Below are 20,679 nucleotides of genomic sequence, written 5' to 3'. Positions count from 1 at the left end.
CATTCCGATCGAGAGGAACCCCCACCATGTCCACCGCCACCTTCGAGGACGTCCGCGCCCAGGCCGAGCAGCGCCTGGAGCGGAACCTGAAGATCAAGTCGATGATCATCGACCGCCTGGGCCTGGACGCCGAGGCCGAGGTCGTCTCCGACAACCAGCCGCTGTTCGGCCGCGGCCTGGAGATGGACTCGCTGGACACCCTGGAGATCGTCGTCATGATCAACAACGAGTACGACGTGCTGATCAGCGACGACGACTTCGAGGCCTTCGGCTCCGTCAACGCCCTGGTCGACTTCATCGAAGCCCGCGAGGTCTGACCGTGACCCCCGCCACCGCCGCCGCCCCCGCCCGGGGCGCCGTCCGGGAGAAGCCGAAGACCTTCGCCTACTCCTCCGACGACATCAAGCGGATGCTGCCGCACCGCTGGCCGATGCTGATGATCGACCGCGCCTACGACGTGGTCCCCGGCGTCTCCGGACGCGGCGTCAAGAGCGTCTCGGTGAACGAGCCGTTCTTCGCCGGCCACTACCCCGACCACTCGATCATGCCCGGCGTGATGATCGTCGAGGCGATGGCCCAGCTGGTCGCCGTGGTCTACGTCGCCGAGCTGCTGGAGGCCCCGCCGGCCCAGGACGGCCCCGCCGACCCGTCGGCGAGCGTCGGCTACCTCGGCTCGATCAGCTCGATGAAGTTCTCCCGGCTGGTCGTCCCCGGCGACCAGCTCACCCTGGAGGCCAAGCTCGGCCAGCGGCTCGGCGGCCTGCGCTCGGTCTCGGTCCGGGCCTCGGTCGGCACCGAACTCGCCGCCGCCGGCTCGCTGATCGTCACCACCGAGCGCAAGGGCTGACCCCGCCCCCCGTAGGACCCGCCCCAGCACAGACAAGGAGGTGTGCCATGTCCATCACGATCCGCCCCTACCAGGAGGGCGACGCGCACGACATCGCCGAGCTCTACAACCGGCACCGCGACAACCCCAACCCGGTGGCGGGCGGGATCACCGGCGCCGAACTGGAACGCGAACTCGCCGAGCGCGACACCGCGACGTTCCTGGTCGCCGTCGAGGACGACCGGGTGGTGGGCACGTTCGGGCTGTTCCACAGCACCGGACGGCGCTCCGCCCGGGCCGGCGAACTGATCGCCGACATGTTCTTCGTCGCCCCGGCCTACCGCAACGGCGTCATCACCGGCCGGCTGTTCACCGAGGCCGTCGAGTGGATGATGCGCTGCGGCTGCCTCGTCCTGCGGCTGACCGTCAACCCGGCCAACACCGTCGCCTTCAAGCTCTACCGGCGGGTCGGCTGCGTCTCGGTCGGCGAGACCGTCCCCGGCGAGGACGGCAACGTCGAACTGCACAACTACATCCCGCTGATCCTGCGCGGCGTCTTCCACGACCTCGGCCCCGAGGCCGTGGCGGAACTCGGCAAGCTCAGCAGCTTCGGCAGCGTCACCCACGGCCGGGACGGCGAACTCCGCTCCGACGTACGGCTGGTGGACGGCGTCCGGACGGTCGGCTACGCCCTCGCGCTCGGCGGCTTCACCCTCACCGCCGACATCGACGTCGACCGCGGCCTGCTGCTGGGCGCCACGCTCACCGACCCGGACGGCGCCACCCGGCCGCTGCGGATCGCCGAAGCCCCGTACGAGGTCGAGGAGTCGGCCGGCGGACCGCCGCACCGCTTCGGCGACGACGGCCTCACCGCCGAACTCGACCCCGCCGAGGGCACCCTCACCGTGCACGCCGAGGGCCACCACGGTCCGGTGTTCGTCTCCACCTGGCCCAGCGCCGAGGCCGACCGCTCGGCCGGCTGGCGCGAGGGCCAGGCCCGCACGCTGGAGGTCAGGCCCGTCGAGCACGGCGTCGAGGTCTCCGAGCGCACCGACGGCAACCTGGTCACCGGCACCCTCACGCTCCACCGGGGCGTGCTGGAGCAGCGGTTCACGTACACCACCCGGCCCGGCCGGATCTTCCAGACCGTCGGACTGCGCCAGGGCGAGTTCGCCCTGACCGGCCCCGACGGCGCCGAACGGCACCCGATCGGCACCGGCATCGGCGTCCGCGACACCTCCGAGGTGGTCGCCGCCGCCCGGACCGTCCCGGCGGGCAGCGCGCTCGCCTGGACCGACGGCACCACCCGGGTCGCGCTCCCGGCCGACCACCCCGTCCGGCTGATCACCGCCACCCTGGTCGAACGCCACCTGGTCCCCGACGCCGACGGCACCGCCCGGCTGCGCACCGAGTTCGCCACCGGCACCGCGGCGGCCGCTCCCCGCGTCGCCACGCAGGGCCGACCGCTGGACGGCCAACGGAAGGTGACCGTCAAGGCGGCGGCCGGCGGGATCACCGGCTGGACCGAGGCCGGCACCAAGGTGCTGCGCAGCCCCGCCCCCCGCACCCGCGCCTTCGGCTGCAACCCGCGCTGGCGCGCCGGGGCATGGGTCACCCGCGAACACCACCGGCACAGCCTCGCCACCGGCCTCGGCTGGGGCGTCGCCACCCCGGAGTGGGAGCAGAAGCACCCGCTCGGCCTGGCCGCCCCGCAGGAGGGCGTCAGCTGGGAGGTCACCGCCCCCGAACGGACCGCCGAACCGGTCCGGATCGACGTCCGCGCCCCCGGCGCGGACGAGGAGACCGTCCTGTGGCTCACCCCCGACACCCCGGCCGACACCACCGTGGTGATCGACACGGCCGGCACCCGGCACGAACTGGAGAGCGGCGCCTTCCGGCAGGTCTGGGCCGCCGCCGCCTCCGTCCGGCTCAGCGGCGGCCACTGGCTGCACATCGCTCCCGCCGACCCCGCCGACCCCGTCGGCACCCGGGAGCTCGTCCTGCGCACCACCTCCTCCGGACTGCTGGTCGGCTGCGCCTCGGCCGACCCCGAGGCCGCCTGGCAGCTGTCCGTCCACCCCGCACCCGCGATCTGACCACTCCCCGAAAGGACACCGAGAGACCATGACCACCGCCCCCGCCCGCACCGCGCAGGACGACTACACCACCGTCCGCACCACCATCGGCGCCTACCGGATCACCGCCCCGCTGGTCCGGATCTCCGGCGGCGACCGCTACGAGTTCCTCGACCTGTTCCTGGCCAAGTCCAGCGAGTACGTCGAGCCGGACACCGTCCGCGAGGCCCTGGCGCTGAACACCGACGGCTCGCCGTTCGCGATCCTGCTGCACTTCGAGATCGGCGACGACTCCTGGCTGCTGCCCCGCACCCCGGTCACCGCCGCGGAGCTGACCGCCTACCTGGACGCCGTCGACGCCCCGTCCGACGTCACCGTCGAGGTCGAGCCCGAGGGCTGGGGCGCCAGCGCCTTCGAGGGCCCGCAGGCCTGGTCCGCCGCGGCGAAGTTCGTCGAGCTCGACATCTCCGGCCTGACCCTGCACGGCGTCACCGAGTCCGCCGTCCCCGGCGAGCCGGCCGCGCTCGCCCACCTCGCCCGGGTCGGCACCACCGGCGAGTACGGCTACCTGCTGCTCTCCAACGCCCCCGAGGCCGCGCACGCCGCCGTCGTCGAGGCGGTCACCGCCGAGGGCGGCGCCGAGGTCGGCCCGCAGGGCCTGGCCCGGGTCCAGGCCGAGGCCGGGATGGCCGTCTACGCGACCGGCTTCGCCGGGCTGCCGGTGCACGAGGCCGACCTCGCCTGGATGGTCGACTGGAACCGGATCGGCGAGTTCCAGGGCTCCGACGACCTGGTCAAGCCCACCGCCGAGACCGCCAGGACCACCGCCCTGGTCGCCCCCGCCGGCGCCGGTGTCGCCCCCGGCACCGCCGTCACCGCGGGCGGGCAGCGGGTCGGCACCGTCCTCTGGCAGGCCCCGTCCGCCAACGCCGACGAGGAGCTGGTCGTCGCCCTGCTGGACGCCCCGTTCTGGGTCCCCGGCCTGGAGCTCGCCGCCGCCGACGACGCCGCCACCCCGCTGCGCACCGTCACCCAGCCCCGCGTCATCGCCCGCTCCCTCACCACCCGGATCCACTGATGACCGACACCGACACCACCACCACCGAACGGATCGCCCTCACCGGGATCGGCCTGATCACCGGAGCCGGCGACGACGCCGAGAAGAGCTGGACCGCGATCTCCCAGGGCATCTCCGGGATCAAGACCAACACCCTCTTCGACACCACCGAACTGCTCACCGACTGGGCCGGAATGGTCACCGCCGAGCAGCCCGCCGACCTCGACCGCTGCTACGCGCTGGCCGCCACCGCGATCCGCGAGGCCCTGCGCAGCTCCGGCCTCGACCTGGACACCGTGGACCGCGACCGGGTCGCCGTGGTGGTCGGCTCCAGCCTCGGCGCGATGCCGACCCTGGAGAGCGTCCACCGCGGCCTGGTCAAGGACGGCGAACTGGACGCCCCGGCCGCCGCCGCCTCCCAACTCCCCTGCGTCGGTGACTACATCGCCGCCGAGTTCGACCTGCGCGGCCCGCGCATCGTGCTCTCCAACGCCTGCGCGGCCAGCGCGGTGGCCCTGGGCTACGCGGCCGAACTGCTCTGGAAGGGCGAGGTCGACCACGTCATCTGCGGCGGCGTCGACCCGCTGGCCGAACTCTCCGCGTACGGCTTCTCCGCCCTCGGCGCGCTCGACCCCGAGCCCTGCGCGCCGATGTCCGCCTCCACCGGGCTGACCCTCGGCGAGGGCGCGGGCTTCATGGTCCTGGAGTCGGCCGAACGGGCCGCCGCCCGCGGCGCCACCGCGCTCGCCGAACTCGGCGGCTACGGCCTCTCCTGCGACGGCTACCACCAGACCGCCCCCGACCCCAGCGGCAAGGGCGCCGCCGCCGCGATGGCCCAGGCCCTGAAGACCGCCGGACTGGCGCCGGAGGACGTCGACTACGTCAACCTGCACGGCACCGGCACCCCCGCCAACGACGTGTCCGAGCCCAAGGCCGTCAAGCTGCTGTTCGGCACCGAGCTGCCGCCCGCCAGCTCCACCAAGTCGATGCTCGGCCACACCCTGGGCGCGGCCGGCGCGGTCGAGGCGATCGTCTCCACCCTCGCCATCGACCGGGGCGTCATCCCGCCGACTGTCAACACCCGGGGCACCGTCTCCCCGTTCGGTCTGGACATCGTCCCCGACACCGGACGGCCCGCGCCGCTCGAGGTGGTCGCCTCCAACTCCTTCGCGTTCGGCGGCAACAACGCCACCGTCGTCCTCAACAAGCCCGGTCGGCCCGCCCGTTCGGCCCGGCACACCCAGCCCGTCCAGCACGTCGTGGTCACCGGCGTGGCCGGCCTGGCCGGCTCGGCCGGCTCCACCGCCGAACTGACCGCCGCCCTCGCCGAGGGCCGGGTCGGCTTCGAGGCCGTGGAGCACGTCACCGGCATCGGCGACCGTCCGATCGGCCGGGTCGACGTCAAGGCCGTCACCAAGCGCCTCAACCCCAGCAAGGCCCGCCGGATGGACCCGCTCGGCGTGCTGGCGGCCGGCGCCGTCGGCGACCTGTACGAGCGCCACGGCAAGCCCTCCCGGGCCGAGGCCGAAGGCACCGGCATCGTCTTCGCCACCGGCTACGGCCCGGTCACCTCGGTGCTCAACTTCCACCAGGGCGTGCTGGAACAGGGCATCACCGGCGCCAACCCGGCGATGTTCGCCAACACCGTGGTCAACGCCGCCGCCGGACACGTCGCGATGCTGCACCGCTACCGCGGCTACACCGCGACCATCGCCAACGGCGGCACCTCCTCCGTCCTGGCCCTGCAACTCGCCGCCCGGGTGATCGCCCGCGGCATGGCCGACCGGATCATGGTCGTGGTCGCCGACGAGTTCCCCGAGCAGGCCCTCGCCACCCAGGCCCGGCTGCCCGGGTACGCGAAGACCGCGCACGTCGTCCCCGACGGCGGCACCGGCACCGTCCTCGCCGAGGGCGCCGCCGCGATCCTGCTCGAGTCCGAGGCCTCCGCCGCCGCCCGCGGCGCGACCGTCCTGGCGGACGTCCGCGGCTTCGGGGCCTCCGGCGAGTCCGTCGGCATCGGCCGGATCGGCCGCGACGGCGAAGCCTGGGCCCGCGCCCTGCGCGCCGCCCTCGCCGAGGCCGACACCACCCCCGAGCAGATCGACACCGTGGTCTCCGCCGCCTCCGGCTACCGCCTCGTCGACCTCGCCCAGCGCCGCGCCCTCGCCCTGGCCGGCCTCGCCGACCGCCCCACCCGCACCCCCAAGGCCCAACTCGGCGAGACCTACGGCTCCGCCGGAGCCCTCGGCCTGGTCGCCGCCCTCGCGGGCGACGCCCCGGCCGGCCGCCTGCTCCTCTCCAGCTTCGCCTACGGCGGCTCCTACGCCGCCGCGGTGTTCGACGCGAGGTCCTGATGAGCGCCACCCTGCGCACCGCCACCGGCTCCACCGCCCTGACGGCCGGCCGGTCGCCCAGCCTCGGCCCGCTCCAGCACGCGGCGGGCCCGGCCGGGCGACCCGCTCCGCTCGAAGGGTCGCCGACGAGCCCCGACCTCCCGGCGCTCGCTCCGGCCGACGCGAACGTCCCTGCGGGGCAACTCGTTTCGGGCGCCAGGACGTCGGCAGGCTCCCTCCTACCGACGGCTCCGGCCGACGCCGGGAGCCCGGCTCCGCTGGCGGGTCCCGGCCTGCCGAAGGCTCCGGCTGGCGCCGGGGGGCCTGTGGGCCGACTCGCTTCGCTCGAAGGGGCGTTGGCGAGTTCCGGTCGGCCGACGGCCCCTGCGGGTGCCGAGCGTCCTGCCCCGCGCGGTGGTTCCTCGGCGGGGACCTGCCTCCCGGCGGCTCCGGCTGGCGTCGGGGGGCCTGTGGGTTGGCCCGCTTCGGACCGCGGGAGGTCGGAAGGTGCTGGCCTGGTGCTCGCTCCGATCGGCGTCGGGTGGCCTGTGGGCCGACTCGCTTCGCTCGAAGGAGCGTTGGCGAGTCCCGGCCTGCCGACGGCCCCTGCGGGCGTCGGCGGGGCCGGCGGCCGGTTGGCCGCGGCGTGCCTCGCGGCCCGGCGGCTGACCGTCCGGCTGGTGGGCGGCGGGGCGGCGGGACGGCCGGGCGGCGGCCCCGCCCGGTCCGCGCCCCGTACGGCGGCGGCGCCCGCGGTGCCGGGCGCGGAGCCGGAGGCGGTCGTCGACTGCCTGGTCACCCGGCACCCGCACCTGCCCCGGGACCGGATGGGCAACCGGCTGAACGACGCCGGGCGGTGGCTGATCGCCGAGGCGGTGGACGACCTGCACGGGGTCCGGATCCCGCCCCGCGCGCTGGCCCGGGACGAGCACCGGCGGTGGAGCGTGCCGGAGTTGGGCCTGACCGCCTCGGTCGCGCACTGCGCCGGTTACTCGACGGTGGCGCTGGTGGCCGGGCAGAGCGTCGGGGTGGACCTGCAGGACCACCGGGACCGGCCGTTCGCGATGCAGTGGCTGGGCGCGCTGCTCGGCCGCCCGGACGGCGAACCCGCCACCATGCGGGACTTCGCCGAGTGCGAGGCGCTGATCAAGGCCTCGCACATCCGCAAGGAGACCTTCGCCGGCGTCCGCCTCCCGGACTGGACGCCCGGCTGGCGACCCACCAACGTCGGCTACCTGGTCCGCTCCGCCGACCTCGGCGGCGGCCTCCAGCTCGCCCTGGCCACCGACGCCCCCGCCCACGTCCGCTGGTGGTGGCGGGCGGGTCCCGCCCCCCCCCCCCGGCCCCCCCCCCCCCCCCCCCCCCGCGGGGGGGGGGGGGGGGGGCCGCCCCCCCCCCCCCCCCGGCCGTCCCCCTCCCCACCCCGTCCCTGGAGTCCGTCGCATGACCGCCACCGCCACCGCCACCGCCGCCCCGGGGAAGGCGTACACCCGGCGGATCTCCCAGATCGAGCGCGGCTACCTGAACGCCAACGCCACCGGCACCCCGCAGCTGATCCAGATGGTGATCGAGGGGGAGGGCCGGATCGACCCGGCCGAACTCGCCGACGCCGTACGGCGGTCGACCGCCGCCAACCCCGGTCTCGCGGTGCGCCGCAAGGGCGCGAACTGGCGGGCCGAGGGCGCGCTGCCGCCGATCACCGAACTGCCCGCCGAGGCCGGGTACGCGCACCCGTTCTTCCACCGCGACCTGGACGTGGTGACCGGCCCGGTGTGCGAACTCGGCCTGGCGAACGGGCCGGTGACCCGGCTGGTGGTGCGGGCCAGCCACATCGTCACCGACGGCCGGGGGCTGCGGTACTGGATCGAGGACCTGTTCCGCGCGCTGCGCGGCGAGCCGCTGCTCGGGGCGGACTCCACGGTGGACGACACGCACTTCCGGGCCGCCGCCGCCCCCGTCCCGGCGGCGCCCGTCCCGGCCCGGGTGGCCGGGTTCCCGGCGATCCTCGGGCAGGGCGCGGCGGACGGCGGCGCGCTGTGGCTGCGCCGCTCGGTCGCGGCGACGCCGTCCGCGGTGACCGCCCGGGTGGGGGCCGCGATCTCCCGGCTGCTGGCGGCCGAGGGCGGTCGGCTGATCATCCCGGTGGACCTGCGCCGACACGACCGCGAGGTGCGCTCCACCGCCAACCTGACCTCCCAGCTGGTGCTCGACCTGCACCGCGAGGACCGCTGGAACCGGCTGCACAGCCAGCTGCTCGCCGCGATGCTCCGCAAGCGCGAAGTCGCTTCTCTGGCAAGGGACTTCCTGCGCGACAACCCGTTCGCGAACTCGCTGCGCGAGGCCCGGGAGCTGGACGGCAGCCGCTTCCCGTGCACCGCGATCCTCACCGACCACGGCCGGATCGACACCGGGCTGTACCGCACCGCGGACTTCCGCCCCACCGGCTACCACACGCTGCCGATGCTCGTCCCGTACGCCGAGATGTTCCTGAGCAGTTGTCAGGTCGACGACCGCACCGAGCTCACCCTGTCCTGCCGCAACCGTCCCGACGCCCGCCCGGCCGCCGAGGCCGTGCTGGACGAGGTCGAGCGCGCCCTGCTCGCGGCCGACTGACCCCGGCCCGGCCCCCGATCCTCTCCTCCCCGCTGATGAAGGACCTGCGAAGATGCCCACCACACCCGCCCGCACCACGGTGAACGCGGCCAAGGGCAAGGCCCGCCGCAAGCCGGGGCCGGGCCACAAGCCCGCCCCGAAGCCCGCCCCGAAGCCCACCGCCGACGCGTCCAGGCCCAAGCCCGCGTCCGCCGCGAAGACGTCCGCGTCCGCCGCGAAGGCACCCGTCGCGGTCGAGGAGCGCCCCGCCGCGGCCGAGACGCCCGCGGCCGCGACGCCGACCCCCGAGCAGGCAGCCCCCGAGCAGGCGGCCCCCGCGTCCGCCGAGGCGCCGTCGAAGGCCGCGCTGCTCACGATGGTCATCGCGATGGCCGGCGGTTTCATCGCGCTGCTGGACACCACGATCGTGAACGTCTCGATGCAGGAGACCACCGCCCGGTTCGGCGGCCTCAACCAGGTGCAGTGGGTGGTGACGGCGTACCTGCTGGCGCTGGCGGCGGTGATGCCGGCGACCGGCTGGCTGGCGACCCGGTTCGGGACGAAGCGGGTGTTCGTCGCGGCGGTCGCACTGTTCGCGCTGGGGTCGGCGGGCTGCGCGGCCGCGCAGTCGCTGGACCAGCTGGTCGCGGCGCGCGGCCTGTCGGGTGCGGCGGCGGGCGTGCTGACGCCGGTGTCGACGATCCTGCTGACCCGGGGGGTGCCGCGCGAGCACCTCGGCCGGGTGCAGGCGCTGAACGGCTCGGTGATGCTGATCGGTCCGCTGCTGGGCCCGACCATCGGCGGCCTGCTGGTGGGATGGGGCGGCTGGTCGGCGGTGTACGTGGTGAACGTGCCGTTCTGCGCGGTGCTGCTGGCGGCGGCGCTGCGCTGGGTGCGCCGGGACGCGCCGGCGGAGGGCGGGGCGCGGCCGCTGGACGTGCTGGGCCTGGTGTCCTCGGCGACGGCGACGGTCTCGACGGTGCTGGCGATCCACGAGTACGCCGAGCACGGGGCGCGGGCCGAGGCGGCGCTGCTGGTGCCGGTGGGCCTGGCGGTGCTGGGCGCGGCGGTCTTCGTGGTGCGCGAACTGCGGGCGCAGGCGCCGCTGCTGGACCTGCGGCTCTTCAGGATCCCGGTCTACGCGGCCGCGGTGGTGAACGTCTTCTGCCTGGGCTTCGTGCTGTACTCGCCGATGATGCTGATCCCGCTGTACTTCGAGGACGCCCGCGGCGAGTCGGCGGTGGCCACCGGCCTGCTGATGTCGACCGGCGGCCTGGGCGTGGTGACGGCGGCCTGGCTGTCCCGGGTGCTGCTGCGCCGGATCGGCGGCGGCGCGACGGTGCTGATCGGCATCGGCCTGACCATGCTGGCGACCGTCCCGATGACCGGCCTGACCGGCACCACCGCGTACCCGCTGATCTGCGCGAGCCTGGTGGTGCGCGGCCTGGGCACCGGGCTGACCATCGTCCCGACGATGACCCGGGCGTTCCAGTCGATCCGGCAGCAGTCGATCCCGGACGCCTCCTCGCAGCTCAACCTGACCCAGCGGATCGGCGGCGCGCTGGCCGTCGCGGTGGTCACGGTGGTGCTGTCCGACTCGGCGAAGGCGCACCGCGGCATGGTGCCGGCGGCGTTCGCGCACACCTTCGGGTGGCTGCTGGGGGTGTACGGGGTGACGCTGCTGCCCGCGCTGGCGCTCCTCCTGGCCGATCTCCGGGAGAAGCGCCGGGCGGCGCGGGCGGTCTGACGGCGCGTCGGGGGGACGCCCGCGGTCAGCGCGTGGCGGGGAGCCAGCCGTCCTGGACGGCGTGCACCCCGGCCTCGAAGCGGCTGCGGGCGTCCAGGCGTTCCATCAGGTTGGCGGCGAACCGGCGGGCGGTGCGCGGCGAGACGCCCATCCGCTTGGCGATGGCCTCGTCGGTGTGGCCCTGGGCGAGCATCTTCAGGACGGCGAGCTCCTGCGGCGGCATCTCGTCCGCGCCGCACCTGGGGACGTTGCCGACCGGGATCGCGTTCTCCCACACGCTCTCGAACAGGGCGCACAGCGCGGCGACCGTGCCCGCGCCGCGCAGCACCACCGCTCCGGCCCGGGCGTCCTCGGTGTCGATCGGGAGGACGGCCTGCCGCCGGTCGAAGATGATCATGCGGATGGGGAGTTCCGGCACCGTCCGGACCTGGCCGCCGTGCTGGTTCAGCCAGGTCACGTGCTCCAGGGTGGGCCGGTGGTTGCGGACGCTGTCCAGGTAGACGGTGCGCATCTGCACCCCGCGCTCCAGCAGGGCGGCGTTCGGCGACCGGCTGGCCCGCAGGTCCTCCTCGGAGTGCGCGCCGCCGGGGGCGAAGGTCGCCACCTCGTGGCAGACCGAGCCGGCCAGTTCGGCCAGCCTCTCGCGGATCGCCTCCGGCCCGCTCAGCTGTTCGGAGGCCGCGTCGGTCGCGGTCGGCCGGAACGCCGAGCACTCCGCGATGAGTTGGGCGGCCGCGGCCCGGGAAGCCTCCACCCGCAGTTGCTGGGCGGCGAGTTCGGCCTGCTGCCGGGCCAGCAGCATCTCCATCGCGGTCTCCGGGCCGACCGCCCGGAACCCGATGCCCTCCCGGGCGGACGGTTGGACCAGGGCCAGTTCGCTCAGCCGGTCGAGCCCGCGGCGGACCCGCTCCTCGCTGATGCCCAGGCCGAGGGCCAGGGCGAGGACCCCGGACTGCGGTTCGGCCAGCATCCGGCGGTAGATGGATTCGGCCTCGGTGTCGAGCCCCAATGCCTCCAGCATGAATCGATCCCCGTTTCGATCAGCGCCAGTAACGTTTGCTCGGAGCCAGAGCTTACTGATTCGGGGGAACCGCGCACCTACGGTGACCTTCCGGAAGGACGACCGACAACGGACGAGCAGGTGACGGGCGTACGGGGTTCACACCGCGGCGGGCACCCGCAGCCGGCCGACCAGCTCGGCCACCTCGGGGAGCGGCTCCGGGAAGGCCTCGGCGGCGGGCTCGGGAAGGGCAGACGAGCAGTCACGGAGCAGGCGGTGGAAGGAGAACAGCGCCGACGCCTCCTGCCGGACCAGGTTGTGCTCGAACAGCACGTCCAGCACCCCCTCGGCCTCGTCCGGGCTCAGGCCGGTGACCGCGGCGGCCCGGCGGGCGTCGAAACTTTCCGTCCCCTGCCGGCTCATCAGCCGGGAGAAGCGCCGCTGCGAGCGGTCCAGGTACTGGTAGGAGGCGCGCAGCAGCGCCATCAGGTCCCGGTCGGGGGTGCGCAGGCAGTGCGCCCGCCGGGCCGGGTCGGCCAGTCGGGCGGCCAGCTCGGCGACCGTCCAGGCCGGGCGGTCGCGCAGCTTGGTCGCGGCGATCCGCACCGCCAGCGGCAGGTGGCCGCAGAGCGCGACGGCCTCGGCGGCCGCGTCCGGCTCCCGGGCCACCTGGGCCCGGCCGGCCACCCGGGCCAGCAGCTCCACCGCGTCGGACGGCGGCAGCACGTCCAGCGGGAGGGCCACCGAGCCGTCCAGGGCCCCCAGCTTGCGGCGGCTGGTGACCAGCACCAGGGTCTCCCCGGCGCCCGGCAGCAGCGGACGGACCTGCGCGCTGTCCGCCGCGTCGTCCAGCACCAGCAGGCAGCGCCGCCCGGCCAGCCGGGAGCGCCACAGCGCGCTGCGCTCCTCCAGCGAGGCCGGGACCTCCTCCGGCCGCAGCCCGTCCGCGCGCAGCAGCGCGGCCAGCGCCCGGAGCGGCGGCACCGGCGGACGCGACTCGTCGAAGCCGTCCAGCGCGACGAAGAACTGCCCGTCCGGGAAGCGGTCGGTCAGCTCGTGCGCGATCCGCACCGCCAGGGTGGTCTTGCCGACGCCGCCCATGCCGTCGACCACCAGCATCAGCGGCGCGCCCGGCGCCCGCCGCTCGACGGCCTCCAGCAGCAGCGCGCACTCGGCGCGCCGACCGGTGAAGTCCGCCAGGTCGTGCGGCAGGCAGTTCGGCCGCCCGGCCGACTCCCGTGCCACGGGCGGGAGTTGGGGGGAGGTGCCGGTCGGTTCCGCGCCGTGCACGCCGGGGCCGTCGGCCAGGATCTCGGCCTGCAGGGCGCGCAGTCCCGGGCTCGGCTCCAGGCCCAGTTCGTCGGCCAGGAAGCGCCGGCCCTCGTCGTACACCGCCAGCGCGTCGGCCTGTCGGCCGCTGCGGCACAGCGCCGTCATCAGGCTCCGCCGCAGCGAGTCGCGCAGCGGGTACTCGGCCAGCAGCGCGGTCAACTCGCCCACCAGCGAGGAGGTCTCACCGGCCTTCAGCCGAAGCGCCATCAGGTCCTCGACGGCGGTCAGCCGCTGCTCGTTCAGCTTCGCGGCGGCGCTGGTCACCGCCGGGCAGTGGATGCCGGCGAAGGCCTCGCCGCGCCACAGGTCGACCGCCGACTGGAGCAGCGAGATCGCCTCCGCGGTCCGCCCGTCCCGCTCCGCGGCCCGGGCCTCCCGGACCTTGCGGGCGAACCGGTTGGCGTCTACCGCGTCCTCCGGGGCGGCCAGCCGGTAGCCGACGTCCGCCGTGACCAGCCGGTGCTCGCCGACGGCCAGGACGCGTCTCAGGTCCCGGATCGCGTTGTGCACCTGGGGCCGGGCCGAGGAGGGCGGGTCCTCCCAGAGCTCGTCCACCAGGAAGTCCATCGACACCACCCGGCCGACGTTCAGCAGGAGCAGTGCCAGCAGCCGCTGCTGCCGCATGCCCCGGACGTCCACGGGGGCACCGTTCTGGCGGGCCTCCAGGGCGCCCAGTACCAGGAATTCCATCGTCCTTCACCCCCGTGAACGCGATCGGGTCCTATGGGCCGTGCTTGTCGTGCGGACGGGACTCAGCCGCCCCAGGTGACGTCGCCCTGCGGGGAGGCGGCCGGGTGCGGGGTGACGGCCGGGTGCGGGGCGGCGGTCGGGTCGACCTGCACGGCCCCGGCGCCGTCCGCGAGGTTTCCGGAGAATTCCACGGTGCCCGCGGAAACGGTCAGTGCGGCGGCGGCAACGGCCAGCGAAAGCACGAACTTGGAGACACGGGTGACCAGCACGGAATTCTCCTCGGAATCAGTGGTTTCTCCCGGGAAATCCCTCCGGGATTTCCCGGCCGGGGCGCTCGCCCCTGCCGACACCACTACTGTGCGCCTCCCGCGCTCCGGAGGGAACAGCGGACGGCTGGACGGAACATGCACTGACCTAAGCCGTCCACGCCGGCCTCACTCGAAGCCCCACCAGGGCCCGGGAACCGGTGCCGCGCCCACGGACAGCACGGCGAAGCCGACGAGTTCGGGCTCCACCGCCACCACCCGCTCCAGCAGTGCGGCGGCCAGCGACTCGGCCTCGACCAGGCCGGGGGCCAGGCTGAACAGCCCGACGGTGACCTCGCCGGGGATCTCCGAATGGACGCTCACGTGCTCCAACGCGTCGCCCTCCGAGGCGTGGGAGCGGACCATTCCCGCGAGGCCGGGGGGGACTCCGCCGCCGTCCGGTATCCGAATGCGCGCATGAATGAGGTACATGCTCCCATCTTCGACCATTCCCCTCGGTGCCCGAACGATTCGGGAGTGGTCGTTTCATGCCGTGGCACAAACCGTCCAGCCGGGGGAGCGGACCGCCGGGGCCCGGAACGGACCGTCCCGCCCGCGCCGTCTTGAGCGGGACGGGGCGCGGGCGGGACGGCGTCTCGGGGGGTGGGGCGGGGTGGTGCGGGACGGCGCGGGACGGCGCGGGGCGGGGTCAGACGACGGCGACCGCCGCGAGGTGGTCGGGCAGTTCGCCGCCGCTGTCCAGGAAGTGGGTCAGCGGCAGCGTCGCGGCGCCGAGGGTCACCGCGTCCGGCCCGAGGTCGGAGAGGGTGATGGTGGTGCGGGAGCGGGGGTAGGCGAGGGCGTGGCGGGTCGCGGCCTCGCCGATCGCGGGGAGCAGGCGGGGGCCGAGCAGCAGGCCCGCCCAGCCGCCGATGACGATCCGCTCGGGGTTGAACAGGTTGACCAGGTCGGCGATGGAGGCGCCGAGCAGTTCGGCGGCCTCGTCGAGCAGGTCGACGGCGCCGGGCTGCCCCTCCTCGGCGGCGCGCAGCAGCGCGGCCAGGCCGGCCTTCTCGCTGGTGCCGGGCACGGTGCCGTCCCAGCGCTCGACCAGGGCCTCGGCGCCGACGTACGCCTCCAGGCAGCCGCGGGAGCCGCAGCGGCAGGGGCGGCCGCCGACGTGCACCTTGGTGTGGCCCCACTCGCCGGCCGAGCTGGTGGCGCCGCGGAAGCGGGCGCCGTCGGCGATCACGCAGGCGCCGACGCCGGAGCCGAACAGGGCGACCACGGCGTGCCGGCTGCCGCGCCCGGCGCCGAACCACATCTCGGCCTGGCCGAGGGTCTTGGCGCCGTTGTCGACGTACAGCGGCAGCGGGGTGTGCTCGCGCAGCATCCGGCCGAACGGGACGGCGTCCCAGCCGAAGGTCTGGCCGTGGACGACGGTGTCGGCCCCGGGGTCGGCGCCGGTGCCCTGCTCGACGATGCCGGGGACGCCGATGCCGATGCCGAGCACGTTCTCGGCGGGGACGCCCGCGGCGGCGAGCACCTGGTCGAGGCCGCCGGCGATCATCCGGACCACCCGCTCGGGGTCGTGCGCGGCGAGCAGCGGCTGGTCGGCGGAGGCGAGTTCGGTCAGCGCGAGGTCGAACAGGGTGACCCGGACCTGGGTCTCGCCGATGTCGATGCCGACCAGGTGGGCCTGGCTGGGGGTGACGCGCAGCAGGATGCGGGGGCGGCCGCCGTCGGAGTCGACGGACCCGCACTCCTCGATCAGCCCGTCGGTGAGCAACTCGCCCGTGACGTTGCTGACCGATCCGGCGCTCAGTCCGGTCGCGGTGCCCAGCTCCTGGCGGCTCAGCGGACCGTGGAAGTACAGGTGGCGAAGGAGCGTGGAACGGCTGCTCCGGCGCAGGTCGCGAACGGTCTGCTTGCCTCGCGGTGTCATCGGTTTCCCTTCTTCGTTGCAGAATCTACGCCGTCACGCCTCTTGACGTCTACTTTTCTCAGACGTTAAATCTCGGCGTGAAGTAAGCAGCGCAGACTGCCTCTTCACCCCCACGAGACGACAGCCCGAGAGGGGCTCCTCCCATGCGCACCCACCGGATCTCCGCCGCCCTCGCCCTGACCGCCGCGATCGTCCTGACCGCCTCCGCCTGTGGCGGCGGCGACAGCGGCGGCGGCAGCAACTCCAGCCCGAAGACCCTGACGTACTGGGCCTCCAACCAGGGCAGCAGCCTGGAGAACGACAAGCAGGTGCTGGAGCCCGAGCTGAAGAAGTTCGAGCAGCAGACCGGCATCAAGGTCAACCTGGAGGTCATCCCCTGGTCCGACCTGCTGAACAGAATCCTCGCGGCCACCGCGTCCGGCCAGGGCCCCGACGTGCTGAACATCGGCAACACCTGGTCCGCCTCCCTCCAGGCGACCGGGGCGCTGCTCCCGTTCGACCAGGCCACCTTCGACAAGATCGGCGGCAAGGACCGCTTCCTGGAGTCGACCATCGCCTCCGCGGGTGCCAAGGGCAAGGACCCGGCGGCCGTGCCGCTGTACTCGATGGCCTACGGCCTCTACTACAACAAGAAGCTGTTCCAGGCCGCCGGGATCGCCAACCCGCCCGCCACCTGGGAGGAGCTGGTCCAGGACGGCAAGAAGCTGACCTCGGGCGACAAGTACGGCCTGGCGATCGAGGGCGGCAACGTCTCGGAGAACGTCCACCACGCCTTCACCCTGGGCATGCAGCACGGCACCGGCTTCTACGACGCCTCGGGCAAGCCGACCTTCGACAGCCCGGAGGCCGTCGCCGCGGTCAAGCAGTACGTCGACTTCATCGCCAACGACAAGATCGCCGCCCCGGGCAACGCCGAGTACGCCGCCAACCAGTCGGTGACCGACTTCGCCACCGGCAAGGCCGCCATGCTGATGTGGCAGTCTGCGGGCGCCAACCTCAAGTCGCACGGCATGAACCCGGACGACTACGGCGTCGTCCCCGTCCCGGCCCCGGCCGGCGCCACCGGCGACAAGGCCACCACCTCGATGGTGGCGGGCATCAACCTCGCGGTGTTCAAGAACACCAAGAACCTCGACGGCGCCCTGAACTTCGTGAAGTTCATGACCAGCGACGAGGAGCAGAAGACCCTCAACGGCACCTACGGCTCGCTGCCGCCGGTGAAGGCCGCCCAGTCCGACGCCGCGTTCTCCACCCCGGAGCTGCAGACCCTCGCGGGCGTCCTGCAGAAGAGCGCCGCGCCGCTCCCGCAGGTCCCCACCGAGAGCCAGTTCGAGACCCTGATCGGCACCGCGGTGAAGAACCTGCTGGCGTCCGCCGCCGCGGGCAAGCCGATCACCGAGGCCACGGTCAAGGACGAGCTGTCCAAGGCCCAGCAGCAGATGCCGGCGAGCTGACCGACGTGCCCGAGAAAGTGATCGACCACCCGACCGTCGGCAAGGAGGCCGCCCCGCAGGGGGCGGCCCCCGCCCGCCGACGCCTCCGCGGCAGGTTCGGGCGCAACGCGCTGCCCTACCTGCTGCTGCTCCCGGCCCTGCTGGCCGAACTGCTGATCCACCTGGTGCCGATGGTCACCGGCATCGTGATGGCGTTCAAGCAGCTCACCCAGTTCTTCATCCGCGACTGGTCCTCGGCCCCGTGGTCCGGTTTCGACAACTTCAAGGTGGCGCTGGAGTTCAACGCCCCCGTCGGCAAGGCGCTGCTGCACTCGTTCTGGGTGACCTGCATGTTCACCGTGCTGTCGGTGGGCCTGTCCTGGCTGATCGGCGTCACCGCCTCGATCTTCACCCAGGACGCCTTCCGCGGCCGCGGCCTGCTGCGCGCGGCCTTCATGCTGCCGTACGCGCTGCCGGTGTTCGCGGCCGTGATCACCTGGTCGTTCATGTTCCAGCGGGACACCGGCCTGATCAACCACGTGCTGCACGACCAGCTGCACCTGACCGACGACAAGCCGTTCTGGCTGATCGGCGACAACAGCTTCTGGGCGCTGCTGACCGTCTCGGTCTGGAAGTCCTGGCCGTTCGCCTTCCTCACCCTCACCGCGGGCCTGCAGAACATCCCGCGCGAGCTGTACGAGGCCGCCGCGCTGGACGGCGCGGGCGTGTGGCAGCAGATCCGCCGGATCACCCTGCCCTCGCTGCGCCCGGTCAACCTGGTGCTGGTGCTGGTCCTCTTCCTGTGGACCTTCAACGACTTCAACACGCCGTTCGTGCTGTTCGGCAAGTCCGCCCCGCAGGCCGCGGACCTGATCTCGATCCACATCTACCAGTCCTCCTTCATCACCTGGAACTTCGGCCAGGGCTCGGCGATGTCGGTCCTGCTGCTGCTCTTCCTGCTGCTGGTGACCGCGGTCTACCTGTTCGCCACCAACCGCCGCCGGGGGGAAGCAGAATGATCAACCCGCCCGCCTCCTTCCGCTGGCTGCGCCGCGTCGTGCTGCTGGTGCTGGCCGTCTTCACGCTGACCCCGGTCGCGGTGATGCTCAGCTCCTCGCTCAAGCCGCTGCAGGACGTCCAGGGCCCGTGGCGCTGGATGCCCAGCCACCTGACCTTCCGGCCGTACGTCGACATCTGGAAGACCGTCCCGCTGGCGAAGTACTTCACCAACTCGCTGATCGTCGCGGGCTCGGCCACCGGCCTGTCGGTGCTGATCGCGCTGCTGGCCGGGTACGCGGTGAGCCGCTACCGGTTCCGCGGCAAGAAGGTCTTCACCATCACGGTGCTGTCCACCCAGATGTTCCCCGGCATCCTGTTCCTGCTGCCGCTGTTCCTGATCTTCGTCAACATCGGCAACTCCACCGGCGTCGCGCTCTACGGCAGCCGCGGCGGCCTGATCCTCACCTACCTGACCTTCTCACTGCCGTTCTCCATCTGGATGCTGGCCGGGTACCTGGACTCCATCCCGCGCGACCTCGACGAGGCCGCCGCCGTGGACGGCTGCGGGCCGATCCGCACCCTGGTGCAGATCATCGTCCCGGCCGCCCTGCCCGGCATCATCGCGGTCGCCGTGTACGCCTTCATGACCGCCTGGGGCGAGGTGCTGTTCGCCTCCGTCATGACCAACGACCAGACCCGCACGCTGGCCGTCGGGCTCCAGGGGTACGCCACGCAGACCGACGTCTACTGGAACCAGGTGATGGCCGCCTCGCTGGTCGTCAGCCTCCCCGTGGTCGCCGGATTCCTGCTGCTGCAGCGCTACCTGGTGGCCGGTCTGACCGCCGGTGCCGTCAAGTGAGGCACCGTCAGGGTGCCGTCAACTGACGCGCCGCCAGGACCGCCGCCCCCTCACCCTCGAAAGGACCCCCCGTGAACCACCTCGACGCGCTGCCGGCCAACTTCCGCTGGGGCGCCGCCACCGCCGCCTACCAGATCGAGGGCGCCGCGAGCACCGACGGCCGCGCGCCGTCGATCTGGGACACCTTCTCGCACACCCCCGGCAAGGTCGACAACGGCGACACCGGCGACACGGCCTGCGACCACTACCACCGCTGGCCGCAGGACCTCGACCTGGCCGCCTCGCTCGGCCTGGACGCCTACCGCTTCTCCATCGCCTGGCCCCGGGTCGTCCCGCTGGCCGACGGCAGGGTCAACGCGGCCGGCCTCGACTTCTACGACCGCCTGGTCGACGGCATGCTGGAGCGCGGCCTCACCCCGTTCCCGACCCTCTACCACTGGGACCTCCCGCAGGCCCAGCAGGACCGCGGCGGCTGGCCCGAGCGCGCCACCGCCGAGCGCTTCGCCGAGTACGCGGCCGTGGTCGCCGAGCGCCTCGGCGACCGGGTCCGCGACTGGTGCACCCTCAACGAGCCGCTCTGCTCCTCCTGGATCGGCCACCTCGAGGGCAAGATGGCCCCCGGCCTGACCGACCTCACCGCCGCCGTCCGCACCTCCTACCACCTGCACCTGGGCCACGGCCTCGCCGTCCAGGCGCTGCGCGCCGCCGTCCCCGGCGCCCGGATCGGCATCGTCAACAACCTCTCCACCATCGAGCCCGCCTCGCAGTCCGACGCGGACCTCGCCGCCGCCCGGCGCGCCGACGGCCACATCAACCGCTGGTGGCTCGACCCGGTCCTCGGCCGCGGCTACCCGCAGGACATGGTCGACCTCTACGGCGTCGAACTCCCGGTCCGGGACGGCGACCTGGAGCTGATCTCGGCCCCGCTCGACTGGGTCGGCCTCAACTACTACTTCCGCCAGATCGTCGAGGACGACCCCACCGGCCCCGTCCCGCACTTCCGCCAGGTCCCCGGCCCCAACCCCGAGCGCACCGCCATGGACTGGGAGGTGCACGCCCCCGGCATCGAGGAGCTCCTGCTGCGCCTCACCGAGGACTACGGCGTCCGCGAGATCTACGTGACCGAGAACGGCTCCGCCTACCGCGACACCGTCACCGCCGACGGCCGCGTCGACGACCCCGAGCGCACCGCCTACCTCGAGTCCCACCTCGCCGCCTGCGCCCGCGCCGTCGCCAAGGGCGCCCCGCTGGCCGGCTACTTCGCCTGGTCCCTGCTCGACAACTTCGAGTGGGCGTACGGCTACGACAAGCGCTTCGGCCTGATCCACGTCGACTACGACACCCAGGTCCGCACCCTCAAGGCCAGCGGCGAACGCTACGCCCAACTCATCGCCGCCCACCGCGCCCGCGCCTGACGGCCCGCCGAGGGGGAGGGGGCCGGGGGGCCCCCCCCCCCCCCCCCACCCCCCGGCCGGCCCCGCGCCCCCCCCCGGGGGGGGGGCCGGGGGGGGGGTTTTGAATCAACTGTTATTTGAACAAAAAAAAG

16 protein-coding genes are annotated in these 20,679 nt (G+C 73.7%); 11 read left to right on the top strand and 5 right to left on the bottom strand.

Going from position 1 to position 20,679, the window contains the following annotated elements; translation table 11 throughout:
* Positions 1 to 26: 26 nt before the first annotated feature.
* The 7 genes from ACFY00_RS34665 (at position 27) to ACFY00_RS34635 (ending at position 10,630) form a co-directional block, all read left to right on the top strand.
* Positions 27 to 317 carry an acyl carrier protein gene (locus ACFY00_RS34665; RefSeq protein ID WP_285738883.1) on the top strand — a complete coding sequence of 97 codons (291 nt, stop codon included), beginning with the start codon at positions 27 to 29 and terminating at the stop codon, positions 315 to 317.
* Between the two features lie 2 nt (positions 318 to 319).
* Entirely contained in the window at positions 320 to 847 is a 528-nt protein-coding gene (gene fabZ, locus ACFY00_RS34660; RefSeq protein ID WP_388037314.1) for a 3-hydroxyacyl-ACP dehydratase FabZ, read from the top strand.
* A 47-nt stretch (positions 848 to 894) separates the two neighbouring features.
* Positions 895 to 2,922, top strand: a complete 2,028-nt coding sequence (locus ACFY00_RS34655; protein WP_388037312.1) for a GNAT family N-acetyltransferase — start codon at positions 895 to 897, stop codon at positions 2,920 to 2,922.
* A gap of 28 nt (positions 2,923 to 2,950) precedes the next feature.
* On the top strand, positions 2,951 to 3,979 hold the full coding sequence (locus ACFY00_RS34650; protein WP_388037309.1) for an aminomethyl transferase family protein: 1,029 nt from the start codon (positions 2,951 to 2,953) through the stop codon (positions 3,977 to 3,979).
* Positions 3,979 to 6,312: a beta-ketoacyl synthase N-terminal-like domain-containing protein gene (locus ACFY00_RS34645; protein ID WP_388037307.1), complete on the top strand. Its 2,334-nt coding sequence runs from the start codon at positions 3,979 to 3,981 to the stop codon at positions 6,310 to 6,312. The genes ACFY00_RS34650 and ACFY00_RS34645 overlap by 1 nt, the downstream gene beginning before the upstream one ends.
* A 1,422-nt stretch (positions 6,313 to 7,734) precedes the next feature.
* Positions 7,735 to 8,904 carry a hypothetical protein gene (locus ACFY00_RS34640; protein ID WP_388037305.1) on the top strand — a complete coding sequence of 390 codons (1,170 nt, stop codon included), beginning with the start codon at positions 7,735 to 7,737 and terminating at the stop codon, positions 8,902 to 8,904.
* Positions 8,905 to 8,956: 52 nt separating this feature from the next.
* Complete coding sequence (locus tag ACFY00_RS34635) at positions 8,957 to 10,630, top strand: DHA2 family efflux MFS transporter permease subunit (RefSeq protein WP_388037303.1); 1,674 nt, start codon at positions 8,957 to 8,959, stop codon at positions 10,628 to 10,630.
* A 25-nt stretch (positions 10,631 to 10,655) separates the two neighbouring features.
* Here the strand turns inward: ACFY00_RS34635 and ACFY00_RS34630 are convergent, their stop codons facing one another.
* The 5 genes from ACFY00_RS34630 to ACFY00_RS34610 form a co-directional block, all read right to left on the bottom strand.
* The gene (locus tag ACFY00_RS34630) at positions 10,656 to 11,651 is read right to left on the bottom strand and encodes a LuxR C-terminal-related transcriptional regulator (RefSeq protein ID WP_388037301.1); all 996 of its coding nucleotides are present in this window, start codon (positions 11,649 to 11,651) and stop codon (positions 10,656 to 10,658) included.
* A gap of 138 nt (positions 11,652 to 11,789) precedes the next feature.
* Positions 11,790 to 13,652: a BTAD domain-containing putative transcriptional regulator gene (locus ACFY00_RS34625; RefSeq protein ID WP_388037299.1), complete on the bottom strand. Its 1,863-nt coding sequence runs from the start codon at positions 13,650 to 13,652 to the stop codon at positions 11,790 to 11,792.
* Between the two features lie 62 nt (positions 13,653 to 13,714).
* Positions 13,715 to 13,921 (bottom strand): hypothetical protein, encoded by a 207-nt coding sequence (locus tag ACFY00_RS34620; protein ID WP_388037296.1) that lies wholly within the window; start codon positions 13,919 to 13,921, stop codon positions 13,715 to 13,717.
* Positions 13,922 to 14,086: 165 nt separating this feature from the next.
* Entirely contained in the window at positions 14,087 to 14,281 is a 195-nt protein-coding gene (locus tag ACFY00_RS34615) for a hypothetical protein (RefSeq protein WP_388037294.1), read from the bottom strand.
* A 325-nt stretch (positions 14,282 to 14,606) separates the two neighbouring features.
* Positions 14,607 to 15,842 carry an ROK family protein gene (locus tag ACFY00_RS34610; protein WP_388037291.1) on the bottom strand — a complete coding sequence of 412 codons (1,236 nt, stop codon included), beginning with the start codon at positions 15,840 to 15,842 and terminating at the stop codon, positions 14,607 to 14,609.
* A 143-nt stretch (positions 15,843 to 15,985) separates the two neighbouring features.
* Between ACFY00_RS34610 and ACFY00_RS34605 the strand changes: the two genes are divergently transcribed.
* From ACFY00_RS34605 to ACFY00_RS34590, 4 genes are all read left to right on the top strand, one after another.
* Positions 15,986 to 17,296 (top strand): ABC transporter substrate-binding protein, encoded by a 1,311-nt coding sequence (locus ACFY00_RS34605; RefSeq protein WP_388037288.1) that lies wholly within the window; start codon positions 15,986 to 15,988, stop codon positions 17,294 to 17,296.
* Positions 17,297 to 17,301: 5 nt separating this feature from the next.
* Positions 17,302 to 18,294 (top strand): carbohydrate ABC transporter permease, encoded by a 993-nt coding sequence (locus tag ACFY00_RS34600; protein ID WP_388037286.1) that lies wholly within the window; start codon positions 17,302 to 17,304, stop codon positions 18,292 to 18,294.
* On the top strand, positions 18,291 to 19,133 hold the full coding sequence (locus ACFY00_RS34595; protein ID WP_388037283.1) for a carbohydrate ABC transporter permease: 843 nt from the start codon (positions 18,291 to 18,293) through the stop codon (positions 19,131 to 19,133). The genes ACFY00_RS34600 and ACFY00_RS34595 overlap by 4 nt, the downstream gene beginning before the upstream one ends.
* Before the next feature lie 71 nt (positions 19,134 to 19,204).
* A complete protein-coding gene (locus tag ACFY00_RS34590; RefSeq protein ID WP_388037282.1) occupies positions 19,205 to 20,548 on the top strand; it encodes a GH1 family beta-glucosidase in 1,344 nt (447 codons plus the stop codon).
* Positions 20,549 to 20,679 lie beyond the last annotated feature (131 nt).

The sequence above is a fragment of the Kitasatospora sp. NPDC001540 genome (assembly GCF_042894345.1).
In the GTDB taxonomy this organism is placed as follows: Bacteria; Actinomycetota; Actinomycetes; order Streptomycetales; family Streptomycetaceae; genus Kitasatospora; species Kitasatospora phosalacinea_C.
This window is presented reverse-complemented; position numbering and strand designations above follow the sequence as displayed.